Source organism: Solimonas sp. K1W22B-7 (assembly GCF_003428335.1).
Lineage (GTDB): Bacteria > Pseudomonadota > Gammaproteobacteria > Nevskiales > Nevskiaceae > Solimonas_A.
In genome coordinates, this window is sequence record NZ_CP031704.1 from 4,767,308 (window position 1) to 4,781,151 (window position 13,844).

Sequence of the window (13,844 nt, forward strand, 5' to 3'; positions counted from 1 at the left end):
CCTTCACGCAGAGTTTCCGGATTTATAATAATGAACGCGTTCATTAATTACAAGACACGATGAAGACTCCTTCGCCCAAAACAACGCGGCGCGGCCGCCCGGCTCGCAGCGACCAGCAGGCCGAGGCCAGCCGCAGCCTGATCGTGGAGTCAGCCCGCAAGCTGTTCGCGGCGGAGGGGTATGAAGGCGTGTCCATGCGCAAGATCGCTGCGATTGCCCAATGCTCGCCGGCGGCGCTCTACACCTTGTTCCCCAACAAGCGCCAACTGCTGCGCGGCATCTGGGAAGAACTCTTTTTCGAACTGCTGGTGCAGATGGACGGCGTTTACGCGAGTGCCGCAGCGCAGGATCGCGTGGAAGCGATCTGCCTGGCCTTCGTCGACTTCTGGCTGCAACGGCAGGACGACTATCGCGCGATCTTCATGATCGAAGATCGCTTGCAGGGCGAGCAGGACAGCTACTTCGTCGACAGCGCCCAGGTCATGCAGCGGATGGCCATATTCCGCCGCAGCATCTCGGAAGCACAAGCGCGCGGCGAGTTGCGGGCAGGAGACCCGGTGGAAATGCAGAACGTGCTGCTATGCGGAGTCCAGGGCATCGCGCTCAACTTGATCGGGATGCCTGAAGTCTCCTGGGGCGATCCCGACAAGCTCAAGCGGGCGACGATCCACGCACTGATTACCGGACTGCGCTGAGCTAAACGAAGCGGGCATCTGAATCGTCAAGATGCGCGACGGCTATGGGTACGTAGCCGGCTGGCCGCGATAGCGAGGAACTACGATAAGACACCTTGTCGTAGGTTCCAGACTCGTTCACAAGCGCGCACCAGCGGATCGTCGTCTCCGATCATCACCAGCGCCGGGCAGCGGACGCGGTAGTCGTCGGCGATGCGATGCGCCAGCCCCAGGACACTCAGGCCACGGTGTACGGGGCGCGTATCGATCTCGTGTCTGCGCGGCAAGGACAGAACGTCTTGTGCGCTAACAAGCGCGACGGATCGCCTTACTTGGCATCCGCGCTCACGGCCCTTGCCAATCCTACAGCACCCCCCAGACTGCAACCGCCATCCACAGGGAGTACCACGCCGGTGACGTAACTGGCCATGGGGCTGGCGAGCCAAAGACAGGCGTCGGCGACCTCCTGCTTGGTGCCGAAACGACCCAATGGCACGGAATCAGCGACAAGCCTGCTCAGCTCCGGCGTAGGTGAGAGGCGCGCCATACCCTCGGTGTCCGCGATGGGGCCAGGCGCCACGGAGTTGACGCGTATTCCCGATTTTCCCCACTCCATGGCCGCGACCCGGGTAATCATGTCCACCCCCGCCTTGGCCGCACAGGCATGCATCTGAAACGCCATGGGGATGTAGGACTGAGGCGCCGATATGTTGATGATGCACGCACCGGGTTGGCGCAGGTAGGCGACTGCTGTCCGCAGCACATGAAAGGTGCCCATCAGGTCGATGTCGATGACGGTCTTGAACGCATTGGGGGAAAGGCCCAGCGCCGGGGCAGGGAAATTTCCTGCAGCGCCGGACACCAGGATATCAATGGGACCGAACCGGGCGTGAGCGGCTTTCAGCGCTGCTTCTGTGGCTGCGGGATCACGCACGTCGGCACTGAAGCCCAGCGCAACACCGCCATGGGCCTTGAGCGCCGTCACAGCAGCATCGACCTTGTCCTGGCGGCGAGACATGACAACCAGTTGTGCGCCCGCCAGGGCAAAAGCATGGGCGATTCCGAGATTGATGCCACTGGTACCACCGGCAACGAACACGGTTTTGCCGGTGTAGTCGAAAGGTTTCATGGATGTCTCTTGGCTACAGAATAGTTAGTCCGCAATGCTCAGCAGCAATTGCCGCTTTTTGACCTGCTGCTTGAGGCTGGTGCTAAGGCTGCCGATCCTGCCGTCACGATTGGCCGTGAGCTGATATTCGATCTTCATGGCCTCCATGATGACGAGGGTCTGGCCCTTCACCACGCTGTCGCCTTGCTCCACCAGGATGGCGACGACGGCGCCATCCGTGGGCGCGCGCACGCTGCCATCGTCTGCCACGTCAGCGATTGCCGGTGGCGCATGGGTGACGTTGGTGATCGTGAGGTTGCCACCGGCGCAGCCAAGAAACAGGGTTTCATCGTCCAGTGCGTAGTGAACAAGCTGACGGACGCCGGCCATTTCATAGGCCAGCGTTTGCGCATCCAGGGCCAAGACCCTGATGCGGGCATGCTGATCCTTGCAGGCGACATGCAGCTCACCATCAATCACCTGCGTGGAGAGCAGGTGCACTTGCTCGCCCACCTGCAATTTCAGGGGCGAACTGCTGGGCGCGCCGGTTTGCCAGCCGCCGTTGCCCGATTCGCTGTGCAGGATGATGGCGGCGGAAACGGCGAGCATCGCAGGGGGGGGCGCCGCCGGCATCATGCTGGGGTCGTCGCTGAAATGCGTATCGATAAACGCGGTCGAGGTGTCGCCGGCGACAAACACCGGATGGCGCAGAAGATTGCAGAGAAACTGCTTGTTGTTGTTGACGCCCAGCAGCACGGTGTCTTGCACACCGCTCGCCAGCAGGCGAGCGGCATCTTCGCGGGTCCTTCCCCATGCGATCACCTTGGCGACCATGGGATCGTAGTGGGGGCTGATGACGCTGCCGCTGCGCATGCCGTGGTCAATGCGCAGGCCGGGCTGTGTCGCCGGCTGCCACCGCAGGATGCGCCCGGTCTGCGGCAGGAACTTGTTGCCCGGGTCCTCGGCATAGAGACGCACTTCGATGGCGTGCCCATTGATTTGCAGTTCATGCTGCTGCAACGGCAGCTTTTCTCCATTGGCGACGCGCAGCTGCCACTCCACCAGGTCCTGGCCGGTGATGAGTTCCGTTACCGGGTGTTCCACCTGCAGGCGGGTATTCATTTCCAGAAAATAGAAGCGGCCCTGACTGTCGAGCAGGAACTCCACCGTGCCGGCACCGACGTAGTCCACGCTTCGGGCCGCGGCAACCGCGGCTTCTCCCATCTGCCTGCGCAGCTCGGGTGTCATGACCGGGCACGGCGCTTCTTCCACCACCTTCTGGTGGCGGCGTTGAATCGAACAATCCCGCTCGAACAGATAGACGTGATTGCCGTGGGTGTCGCCAAAAATCTGGATCTCGACATGACGCGGGGCAATCACCGCGCGTTCCAGAATCAATTCGCCGGACCCAAAGGCGTTCTCCGCTTCGGATCGCGCGGTTGCCAGGGCAGCGGCCAGGTCTTCTGCCTTGTGGACCAAGCGCATGCCGCGACCGCCGCCGCCTGCCGAGGCCTTGACCATGACCGGGAAGCCGATGCGGCTGGCCTCGGCCATGAATTTCTCGGGACGCTGGTCATCGCCTTCGTAACCCGGAACGCAGGGTACGCCGGCCTTGATCATGGCGATCTTGGCCAGTCGCTTGCTCCCCATCAACTCGATCGCCGACGGGGTGGGTCCGATGAACGTGATGTGATGATCGGCGCAGGCCTGGGCAAAGGCTTCGTTTTCAGAAAGGAAGCCATAGCCCGGATGCACGGCGTCTGCTCCGGTTTTCTTGCAGGCATCGATGATGGCCTCGATGCGCAAATAGGACTCGGAGACCTTGGCGGGGCCGATGCACACGGCCTCATCCGCTGCGCTCACATGCAGGGCGTCGGCATCGGCTTCCGAATAGACCGCCACGGTGCGATAGCCCAGCATCTTGGCGCTGCGCATGACGCGTACGGCGATCTCACCGCGATTGGCGACTAGAACTTTGGAAAATGCCATGTCATGGGTTCCCGACTATTCAGCCCACTTGGGCGCGCGTTTCTGCACGAAAGCTTGAGTGCCCTCGACACCTTCTCCAGCGGAAACGGCGCGGGCAAACTGTCTCGCAGCGTCATCGAGCAGGCCCTCCAGGGGCTCCTTGCCGGCCCGGTGCAGCAGGGCCTTGGTTGCGCGACTGGCCTGTGGTGCAGCACGCTTGACCAGGGCCAGTGCTTCGGCCACAGCAGCCTCCAGCGCCTGCACCGAATCCACGACCTGATGCACGATGCCGAGACGCAATGCCTCCTCGCCGTTGAAGCGGACCCCGAGCAGGGCCAGGCGGCGCGCCTGCGTCAGGCCGATGCGCTGCACCACAAAGGGAGAGATCTGCGCCGGCGGGATGCCCAGGCTTGTTTCCGGCAGGCCAAACTGCGTCGTGTCGAGGCTGATTGCCACATCGGACACGCAGGCGAGGCCAAAACCGCCACCCAGCACGGCGCCTTCCAGCGCCACGATGACGACCTGCGGCGCCCGATCGATTTTCGTGATCAAGGTGCCGCCGCCGCGGTTGAGCGAGACATAGGCTTCGTCGTTGCCGCTGCGAGCGGCCTCGGCGCGGGCACCAGCCATGTCCTTGATGTCGCCGCCGGCGCAGAAGTTGCCGCCCTTGCCACGCAGCACCACGGCGCGGATTTCCGGGTTGGGGGCAATGGCGTCGAATACGGCGCCGAGTTCCTGCACCATTTGCAGGCTCAGGGCATTGCGGACGTCGGGGCGATTCAGCCAGATATGCAGGGCAAGACCGTCTTGCTGCAGTTCCAGGGCTTCAGTTCTGGGCAGATCCATGGCCTTAGGCCGCCCTTTTCTTTTTGCCAGGCAGGATGTTCATCTGCTTGCAGATGATGCCGAGCATGACCTCGTCGGCACCGCCGCCAATGGAGCCCAGACGCATGTCGCGGTAGGCGCGGGATACCGGGTTTTCCCACATGAAGCCCTGGCCGCCCCAGTACTGCAGACAGCCGTCGGTCACCTCACGCGCCAGCCGGCCAGCCTTCAGCTTGGCCATGGACGCAAGGCGTGTGACTTCGACGGCATCGCCGCCGCCGACATGGGCTTCGCAGGCCCGGTAGATCAGCGAGCGCAGCAGTTCGACCTCGGTCTGCAGTTCGGCCATGCGAAAATGAATGACCTGGTTGTCGATCAGCGGCTGACCGAAGACGCTGCGCTGGCGGCAATAGTCGATGGTCTGGTTGATGCAGTTTTCCATGCCGCCCAGTGCGGAGACGGCGCAATACAAACGCTCCTCCTGAAACTGCGCCATCTGCATCGTGAAGCCCATGCCTTCGGCACCCACGAGGTTGCGCTGCGGGACGCGCACGTTGTCGAAGAAGACCTGCGCTGTATCCGACGAGCGCATCCCCATCTTGTTCAGTCTCCTGGATACGGTGATGCCGGGCGTTTTGGCCGGCACGATGATCATGGACTTGTTGAGGTGGGACCTGTCGTCCGAGGTATTGGCAAGCAGGCAGAAGAAGTCAGCCTGGGTCGAGTTCGTGATCCACATCTTGGTGCCGTTGATGACGTAATCACCGCCGTCTTTCCGGGCATTGGTCTTGATGGCGGCGACATCGGAACCAGCATGGGGTTCTGAAACGGCAATCGCAGCAACGTAGTCACCGGCAATCACCGGGGTCAGGAATTCTTCACGCAAGGCCTTGCTGCCGAACCGGGCCAGGGCCGGTGTAGCCATGTCCGTCTGCACGGCGATCGCCGTGGGCACCCCTACGCAGGCGATACGACCGAACTCTTCCATCACCACCATGTTGTAGGAATAATCGAGACCCAGGCCGCCGTTCTCCTCCGGCTTGCAGATGCCGAGCAGGCCGAGATTGCCCAGCTTCTTGAACAGGTCGTGGGCGGGAATCAGCCCTGCCTCTTCCCATTCATCGACATGGGGATTGATTTCCTTTTCGACAAAGGCGCGGGCGGTGCGGCGCAGTTGCTCATGCTCATGGGTGAACTTCATTTGACGCTCCTGGTTTTGTGTGGACGCACGGGAACGGGCTGGACCCTTCCATGAGGTCTTGCGTCGTTAGAAGCGCGCCACGCCAAAGCTGTTGGCTTGCAGCGGGCGTGCTGCGGCTTCGCAAATGGTTTGCAGCAGGAAAACCAGCAAGCGGCGGCTGTCGCGCGGATCTATCAGGCCGTCGTCGAACAGGTGAGCCGTGTTGTACAAGGCCTTGGACTGGCGATCCAGATTGGCGGCGGCAGCCTGCTCAATGGAGTCGAGCATCTTTGGATCCACTTCCTTGCCGGCTTTCTTCAGTTGCTGCTCAGAGACGATACGCAGAACCTTGCCGGCCTGGGCGCCGCCCATGACTGCGGTGCGGGAGTTCGGCCAGGCAAAAATGAAGTGCGGATCAAGGCCACGGCCGCACATGGCGTAGGTGCCCGCGCCATAGGAGGCACCGGCCACCAGGGAAATCTTCGGCACGCGGGCATTGGCGACGGCCTGGATCATCTTGGCGCCGTGCTTGATGACGCCGCGCTGCTCGGATTCCGTCCCTACCATGAAGCCGGTGGTGTTGTGGAGGAACAGCAGAGGGCGCTGGGTCTGGTCGCACAACTGAATGAACTGAGAGGCCTTGGCCGCGCCCTGCGGAGTGATCGGGCCGTTGTTGGTGATGATGCCTACGATGAAGCCGCCGATATGGGCCCAGCCGCATACGGTCTGATTGTCGAACTCGGTCTTGAATTCGAGGAACTCGGAACCATCCACCAGGCGGGTGATCACCTCCTTCATGTTGAAGGGCTTCTTCGGATCGTTCGGCACCACGCCCAGCAGGTCGTCGGCGGAATAGAGGGGCTCCCGCATTTCGCGCTGGACCGGCGGTGTTGTTTCCTTCCAGTTCAGCATGGCGACGATTTCTCGCGCCATGCGAATGCCGTCTGCATCGTTTTCAGCCAGGTACTCGGCGGTGCCGGCCACCTGTGCATGCATTTCCGCACCGCCGAGGTCTTCATCCGTGGCGACCTCCCCGGTGGCGGCCAACAGCAGGGGTGGCCCCGCGAGGTACATGGCGGTGCGCTTGCGGACGACGATCACGTAGTCCGACAGGCCGGGCAGGTAGGCGCCGCCCGCCGTGGCATTGCCATGCACCACCGTGATCATCGGAATGCCGGCGGCGGACAGGCGGGCCTGGTTGGCGAAGGTGCGTCCGCCCTGGGCAAAGACCTCGCCGATGTGGTTGAGGTTGCCGCCACCGCTTTCGGACAGCGTGATCAAGGGCAGCTTGTTCTGCAGGGCAATTTCCTGCAGCCGCAGGCTCTTGAACATGCCGGCGGGGGAGATCGTACCGCCCTTGATGGCGCTGTTGCTGGCCACGACCAGACAGCGGGTGCCGCTGACAAAACCGATGCCGGCGATCAGGCCGCCGCCAGCGTCCGAGCCATCCTTGTCGTCGTGCCTCAGATAGCCGGCCAAGCCGCAGATCTCGACGAAAGGCGAGCCGTGATCCAGCAGCATGCGCACCCGCTCGTGCGGCAGGACCTGGCCACGCTTCTCGAACTTGGGCTTGGCCGCGAACGACTTGTCGATCACCTTCTGCTGGATCGCACGCATTTCGGCGATCGTTTGCAGCAATGCGGCTTCGTTGGCCTTGAATTCCGCGCTGTTGCGATCAACGGCGCTTTCGATAACGGCAGCCATCTATTGGCTCTCCTTCAGAACCTCGGGAATGAAGGCACGGTGGAAGCCGTTGAAAGGTTCGGAGTTCTGGTGGTCGGCCAGCGGATAGATCGGCGAGCAGAGCGTGGCGGCACCGTCGACGGGGACGGTGACGCCGGAGACATAGGCGGCAGCATCGGACAGCAGGAAACAGGCGACGCTGGAGATTTCGGATTCGGTGCCCAGGCGTTTCAGGGGCGACTTGGATGCCAGCATGGGAATCATGGCGCGGAAGTCGCCCTTGTAGGTGTCCATGCCCGAGGACATGATCCAGCCGGGCGCCACTGCGTTGACGCGCACGCCGGATTTGGCCCATTCGAGAGCGGCCGTCTTGGTCAGGTTTTCCACCCCGGCACGTGCGGCTCCCGAATGTCCCATGCCGGGCATGCCATTGGTGATGATGGCGCTCATGTTGACGATGGCGCCGCCATGCTGGCGCATGCTCTGGTTGTAGACTTCGCGCATCATCAGGAAAGTGCCGAGCAGATTGTTGCGCACCACGGCATCGAAGCCGTTGGCCGAGATGCTGTCCAGCGCCGAGGGAAACTGGCCGCCGGCATTGTTGAAGAGGCCGTGGATCCGGCCGAACTCGCTGACGATCTGGGAGATGGTGTCCTTGACCTGCCCGTCCTCGCGGATGTCGCAGATCATGGTGCGTACGCTGCCGCCGTCTTCCTGTATTTCGGCGGCGACCTGGTCGAGCTTTTCCTGCTTGCGGCCGGTGATGATGACGCTGGCACCCAAGGCCGCCAATTCATGCGCGGCGCAGCGGCCGATGCCGGAACCGCCACCGGTGACCATGACGACCTTGCCCTTGAAGGCTTCAGTTCTGAAGAGGGAGTTGTATTTCATGTTCGCTCGTATCGGGTTGTGTCGCTCTGCCCTGCTGCGGAGAGCGGCTCGTTTTTTTAGTTGAGCAGGCTTGCCGGAATCCTGATCGGCATGACGAAATCCGGGGCATAGCCCAGGCTGGAATCTTCCATCTGCGCCTTGGCCAGGATGGACATGGTCACTTCAGCCAGATAGTCGAACACCAGGTAGTCGATCCTGGCCAGCTTCACCAGCTGGAAAGCGGCGGTACTGGTGTCGCCCCAGAAGCCGGAAGCGCAGCCGATACGAACGATACGGTCCTGATGCGTCACGACGGATTTGCTCCCGCTAACGAGCTTTCGTGGTGTGCGGCAGAATACCAACCAAGCGCTTGCTTGGTATTCAATTGAGGCTACTATACACCTCGATTTGAGGCTGTAAAGGGCGCACGTCGATGAGTTGGCAGGCAAGCTCTGGCTTCAGGGGCAGCCAGGCCTTGGTTCGAGGAAGCTTATGGAAAGTGTTGCAGTGCAGAAATTGAGCGAAATTCCGCACGTTGGCGGACTGGACGACAGCCCCCGAGGCCGCGTGTTGCGCGCCGCCGCCCATCTGTTCCGCAGCCAGGGGTATGAGCGCACCACCGTGCGGGACATGGCACAGCTGGTTGGCATCCTGTCCGGAAGCCTGTTCCACCACTTCAAGACCAAGGAGGACATCCTCTGCGCGGTCATGGAGGAGGCGATCACCTACAACACCGCCCGCATGCAGGAGGCGGTGGATCTGGGAAAGACTCCGAAGGAGCGCCTGGGGGGGCTGATCCGTGCCGAACTGGAGGCCGTCAACGGCAATACCAGCGACGCAATGGCGGTGCTGATTCACGAGTGGGAAAGCCTGTCCAAGGAAAACCAGCAGCGCCTTCTCGGGTTGCGAGAGCACTACCAGAGCCTGTGGCTGGGTGTGATGACGGATTGCCGGAATCAGGGCCTGGTCCCTCACGACCCTTTCATCTGGCGGCTGCTGATTGGCGGGTCGATTTCCTGGACCGCGACCTGGTATCGCCAGGGCGGCGAGGTATCGCTGGATCAACTGGCGGCCATGGTTCTGGACATGGCGCTCAAGGGCTAGGCCGTCGCCGGGTCACGCGCCGCCTTGCGATTCCCGATAAGCCTGTGGAGACTGGCCTGTCCAGCGCTTGAATGCGTGCGTGAAACTGGTCGCCTCGGAGTAGCCCAGGCGCATCGCGACCTCTTCAAGTTTCATGTTGGTCGTACCCAGCATGTCCTCGGCCAAGGCCTGCAACACTTCTTCGGATAGTGCACGGAATGAAGTGCCTTCCTCTTCGAGCCGACGGCGGATGCTGCGCGGGGCCATGTGCAGTTGCTGCGCAATCGCCTCGATGGTGGGGATTTGTCCCGACATCTGGAACATGCAATCGCGCACGAGGCCGGCGACCCCCGGGCGCAGCTTGCGCTTCGCCAGCAATTGCCGGCACTGCTCCAGGCACATGCGCGCCATGACGGCATCGGCCTGTGGCAGAGGCGCGTCCACCGCGGCTGGATCGAGCGAGATCGAGTTTTCGGCCGCGTTGAAGCGCGGTTCGACACCGCACAGTTCGCGGAACTTCTCGGCGTAGGGCGGTCGCGGAAACTGAAACTGCACGGTGAGAATGGGCAGGCTACGCGGCTGGATCTCGCGGGTCACGACCAGCCATCCCGCAAACGCCCTTTCCAGCAGGAACTGGCGCAGATCCGCCGGAATGTCACTGACGTCGAAAACCACGCGGAAATCCGTGGGCTGATAGTCGCCGCGGACACGCACGATGGCATAGCTGAGATCGAGAAAGCGCTCGACGGTCTCCGCTGCGCTGCGGTAGGTCGAACTGGTGAGCAACGCAAAACCCCAGATGCCGTAGATCGAGAGGTGGTAGCGCAAACCTGCCTGCAGGCCGAGTGCCGGGACATGTCCCAACTCACCGAGGAGATTGCGGATCAGCCGAAGCTCCTGCTCGACCGTGACCTCGGTCTGAGGATCGTCCAGAGACTCGGCAACCAGCCCCGTGCCCGCCAGGCAACGGGCCGCCGGCATGCCGTGCTCGCCCGCCAACTGCGTCAGCAGCTGCGCGCTCAGGCCATGGCGGCGAACTTCATTGTATGACACGACTACCCCCCAAAGAGCCGAAAGCACTGGCCGGAATGATCGGGCAACAGCTTGGGTTCGTCACGCGCCCCCAGCCGGGTCATCTTCAACCTTCCATGGCCAAATCGGCAACTCGCCGCGCGCTTCCGCGGCGGACGGCGGTATGAAGCCACGCCTTGTCGGCGGCGACTCACCTGGCCGGATTGATCAGGCCATAGGCCCGGTTGGTCATGTGTTTTCCGACGCGGCGTCGCCATCCTTTGTGAGCGCACCGCAGCCGAGAACCCAATGGCAATCGTCCCATCCAGCTCCTGTAGCAAAGCCGCGATGCGCGGCCGTCGTGATCGGAAACTGCTGTCGGGCCTGCTGCGGCTGACGCTCAAGCCGCTGTTCTCCTCTGGCACCCCCATCTGGTTACAGCGCCGGGCGCTCAACATGGCTCACGTCATCACGCGCGTTCCGGACGGAGTGAGCTTCACTGATGAAACCCTGAACGGCGTCACCGGCGAGTGTGTCCAAAGCGCGGCGACCGCAAGCCGGACCGTGGCCATTCTTTATCTGCATGGTGGCGGCTATTGCGTGGGCGCGCCGCGGCTTTATCGCGCGATCACGGCGCAGCTTGCGATCACGGCCGGCGTGCCCGTGCATGTGCCGGGCTATCGGCTGGCACCGGAGCACCCCTGGCCGGCCGCGCTCAACGACGTGGTTGCCGCGTATCGTGCCCTGCTGGAAAGCGGAGTCACGCGGATCGTGCTGGCGGGCGATTCGGCGGGTGGCGGTCTGGCACTCGCAGCCGCACTCGCGCTACGGGAGGCGGGCCTGACAGCGCCGAAGGCTTTGGTGCTGCTTTCACCCTGGGTCAAGCTGGGCAGTTGGCGCGATATGCAAGCCGCACAGGAAAAGCGCGACCCCATGCTGAGCCGCGATGGTCTGCGGCGCTGGGCTACGGCCTACTGCGACCGCGTCCCGCAATCGCATCCGCTGTGTTCTCCCCTGCTGGCGGATCTGCGTGGGCTGCCGCCGACGCTGATCCAGGGCGGCAGCGAGGAGCTGTTGATCGACGACTTGCTGCAGCTCGAGCGCAAGCTGCACGGCGCGGGGGTGCTTGCACAGCTCCAGATCGAACCGGATCTGTGGCACGTCTATCAGCTGCATGCCGGCGTACTGGCCGAAGCCGACCTGGCCCTGGCGAAGATCGGCCGGTTCCTGACCGGGCTGCAACTGCAAGGCAACCGGTAAATCGACGGTGAGGACAGCCGTCGGCGGCACATCAAAGCCGGCGCGCCCGTCGTAGTCAGGCCCGACTCCCCAGCCAGGCTCATCAGGAATCGAACGCGTAGGGCGACTGATCGAGCGGCCTGTCGCCACGACGGCATTCCTGGCCGGCGTTCGAAGGACTGGCCACATCTGCAAAGTCCATGGCCATTCCGGACATCCTTTTAGTCGCAACGCATCGCGAAGATGGGCGGATACGACCATCAATACCAGCGAAAGTGCGAATAAGGGAGAACCTGTGACAAGCAGATTGGACGTGGCATTGCGCATCGGCGCAAGCGGATTGCTTCTGGCGGCGCCGTCGTTGGCGTCGGCCCTGGCATTCGAGAAGGGAGAGCTCTCTGGAAACTTCGACACCACGGTGTCGGCGGGTCTCCAGGTCCGCATGGAGGATCCGGATGACCGCCAGATCGGTGTTGCCAACGGCGGCTCGTCCCGCTCGGTCAACGACGATGACGGCAATCTCAACTACGACAAGGGTGACATCACCTCCGCACCGGTGAAGGCCACCCACGAACTGCAACTGAAGTACCACAACTTCGGCCTGTTCTCACGCGCCTCCTACTTCTACGACTTCGAGAACCACGACTCCGACAAGCTGGGCCGGCGCGGCGAGGACCGCCTGGGCGCTGAATTCGACCTTTTGGACCTGTTTGCCTCGGCGCGCTTCAAGGTTCTGGACCGCAATCTGGACCTGCGCCTTGGCAAGCAGGTGGTCAACTGGGGTGAGAGCAGCTTCATTGCCAACGGCATCAACGCCATCAACCCGATCGACGTCAGCAAGCTCCGCCAGCCGGGCTCCGAGATCAAGGAAGCCCTGCTGCCGACACCGATGCTGTGGGGGTCCTACCCGCTGAACGACAAGCTGAGCGCCGAGCTGCTCTGGTTGCTGGCCTGGGACAAGACGGAAATCGACCCGCGCGGCTCCTTCTTCTCCACCAACGACGTGGTGTCGGACGATGGGGTGAAGGCATTTGCCGGTTCCGGGCGTCGCCGCGACGACAACAGCCCGCCGACACCGCTGGCCGGCCCCGGCGCGAACCCCGCCGAAGCCCAGCTCTGGGCTGACCGCCGGCCGGATCGGCATCCGGACAATGGACGGGACCAGTACGGCGCGACGCTGCGCTACTTCGCATCCTGGCTCAACGACACGGAACTGGGCCTCTACTACCTGCGCTATCACAGCCGCACCCCCATCGCCTCGGTTACGCGTAGCGGCAGTCCTGGCGCTGGCCCCGGCGGTTTTCCCAACCCCCTGGGCGCGTCCACCTACAACAACGTCAACGGCACGCTGACCTACTTTGCCGAATACCCGGAGGACATCGACCTCTACGGCATCAGCTTCAACACCACCGGCCCCTATGGCATCGCGCTGCAGGGCGAATACTCCTTCCGCCCGAACCAGCCAGTGCAGGTGGAAGATATCGAGCTGCTGCTGGCCGCGGTCGGCCTGCCGAACAAGGTCACCGGCGAGGGCTTCACCACGCTGCCCGACGGACCCGATCCGGACACCAATCCGGACGTGGTGCCCAGCGCCGCCCTGGTCCCGGCGGGTACGGATCTCCACGGTTACCGGCGCGTGGACATGCATCAGGCCCAGATGACCGCGACCAAGGCCTTCGGACCGAAGTTCGCCGCGCAACAGTTCCTGGTGATCGGCGAAGTCGGCTACACGCATCTCGACCTGCCCAACGGCCTGCCCTTCAACGGCCCCGGCACCAACCTGCCGGCGAGCCAGTTCACCGCCGACCGCGTCTCCAATGGCAGCACGCAGAAGGGCGAGGGTTACGCGACCCGCGACTCCTGGGGCTATCGCGCGGTGGCGCGACTGGACTACGAAAACGCCATCGGCGCCGTCGGCATGTCGCCGCGCCTCGTGTTCTCGCACGACGTCAACGGCGTCAGCCCGAGCTTCAACCAGGGGGCCAAGGCACTGACCTTCGGTCTCGGCTTCAGCTACCTGCAGCGCTGGCAGGCTGACCTGGCCTACACCAGCTTCTTCGGCGGCCGCGATTTCAGCGGCACCGATCCCTCGCCCGCCACCGGCCCGGTTCCGCCCGGCCAGTCGCCGGAGTACAGCACCAGCGCAAACCCGCTGCGCGACCGCGATTTCCTCAGCGTCAGCCTGTCCTACGCGTTCTAACCG

The 13,844-nt window shown here is 63.1% G+C and carries 11 protein-coding genes and 1 pseudogene; 4 read left to right on the forward strand and 8 right to left on the reverse strand.

Going from position 1 to position 13,844, the window contains the following annotated elements; genetic code table 11:
- Positions 1-59: 59 nt before the first annotated feature.
- Positions 60-695: a TetR/AcrR family transcriptional regulator gene (locus D0B54_RS21505; protein ID WP_117294001.1), complete on the forward strand. Its 636-nt coding sequence runs from the start codon at positions 60-62 to the stop codon at positions 693-695.
- A 307-nt stretch (positions 696-1,002) separates the two neighbouring features.
- Here D0B54_RS21505 and D0B54_RS21510 read toward each other — a convergent pair whose 3' ends face one another.
- The 7 genes and pseudogenes from D0B54_RS21510 to D0B54_RS21540 form a co-directional block, all read right to left on the reverse strand.
- Positions 1,003-1,803, reverse strand: a complete 801-nt coding sequence (locus D0B54_RS21510) for an SDR family oxidoreductase (RefSeq protein ID WP_117294003.1) — start codon at positions 1,801-1,803, stop codon at positions 1,003-1,005.
- Between the two features lie 24 nt (positions 1,804-1,827).
- Positions 1,828-3,771: an acetyl/propionyl/methylcrotonyl-CoA carboxylase subunit alpha gene (locus tag D0B54_RS21515; protein WP_117294005.1), complete on the reverse strand. Its 1,944-nt coding sequence runs from the start codon at positions 3,769-3,771 to the stop codon at positions 1,828-1,830.
- 15 nt (positions 3,772-3,786) lie between these two features.
- A complete protein-coding gene (locus tag D0B54_RS21520; RefSeq protein WP_117294007.1) occupies positions 3,787-4,596 on the reverse strand; it encodes an enoyl-CoA hydratase/isomerase family protein in 810 nt (269 codons plus the stop codon).
- A gap of 4 nt (positions 4,597-4,600) precedes the next feature.
- The gene (locus D0B54_RS21525) at positions 4,601-5,776 is read right to left on the reverse strand and encodes an acyl-CoA dehydrogenase family protein (protein WP_117294009.1); all 1,176 of its coding nucleotides are present in this window, start codon (positions 5,774-5,776) and stop codon (positions 4,601-4,603) included.
- Positions 5,777-5,842: 66 nt separating this feature from the next.
- Positions 5,843-7,459, reverse strand: a complete 1,617-nt coding sequence (locus D0B54_RS21530) for an acyl-CoA carboxylase subunit beta (RefSeq protein WP_117294011.1) — start codon at positions 7,457-7,459, stop codon at positions 5,843-5,845.
- Positions 7,460-8,329: an SDR family oxidoreductase gene (locus D0B54_RS21535; RefSeq protein WP_117294013.1), complete on the reverse strand. Its 870-nt coding sequence runs from the start codon at positions 8,327-8,329 to the stop codon at positions 7,460-7,462.
- Between the two features lie 74 nt (positions 8,330-8,403).
- Positions 8,404-8,619, reverse strand: a pseudogene (locus D0B54_RS21540) (acyclic terpene utilization AtuA family protein); the annotation flags it as partial.
- A 181-nt stretch (positions 8,620-8,800) separates the two neighbouring features.
- On the opposite strand from D0B54_RS21540, the gene D0B54_RS21545 reads away from it, so the two are divergent.
- The gene (locus tag D0B54_RS21545) at positions 8,801-9,412 is read left to right on the forward strand and encodes a TetR/AcrR family transcriptional regulator (protein WP_117294017.1); all 612 of its coding nucleotides are present in this window, start codon (positions 8,801-8,803) and stop codon (positions 9,410-9,412) included.
- A gap of 12 nt (positions 9,413-9,424) precedes the next feature.
- Here D0B54_RS21545 and D0B54_RS21550 read toward each other — a convergent pair whose 3' ends face one another.
- Positions 9,425-10,444, reverse strand: coding sequence for an AraC family transcriptional regulator (locus D0B54_RS21550; RefSeq protein ID WP_162932615.1), 1,020 nt, complete (start codon positions 10,442-10,444; stop codon positions 9,425-9,427).
- A 306-nt stretch (positions 10,445-10,750) separates the two neighbouring features.
- Between D0B54_RS21550 and D0B54_RS21555 the strand changes: the two genes are divergently transcribed.
- Positions 10,751-11,662, forward strand: coding sequence for an alpha/beta hydrolase (locus tag D0B54_RS21555; RefSeq protein WP_162932616.1), 912 nt, complete (start codon positions 10,751-10,753; stop codon positions 11,660-11,662).
- A gap of 274 nt (positions 11,663-11,936) precedes the next feature.
- The gene (locus D0B54_RS21560) at positions 11,937-13,841 is read left to right on the forward strand and encodes a DUF1302 domain-containing protein (RefSeq protein WP_117294023.1); all 1,905 of its coding nucleotides are present in this window, start codon (positions 11,937-11,939) and stop codon (positions 13,839-13,841) included.
- The last annotated feature ends 3 nt before the right edge of the window (positions 13,842-13,844 follow it).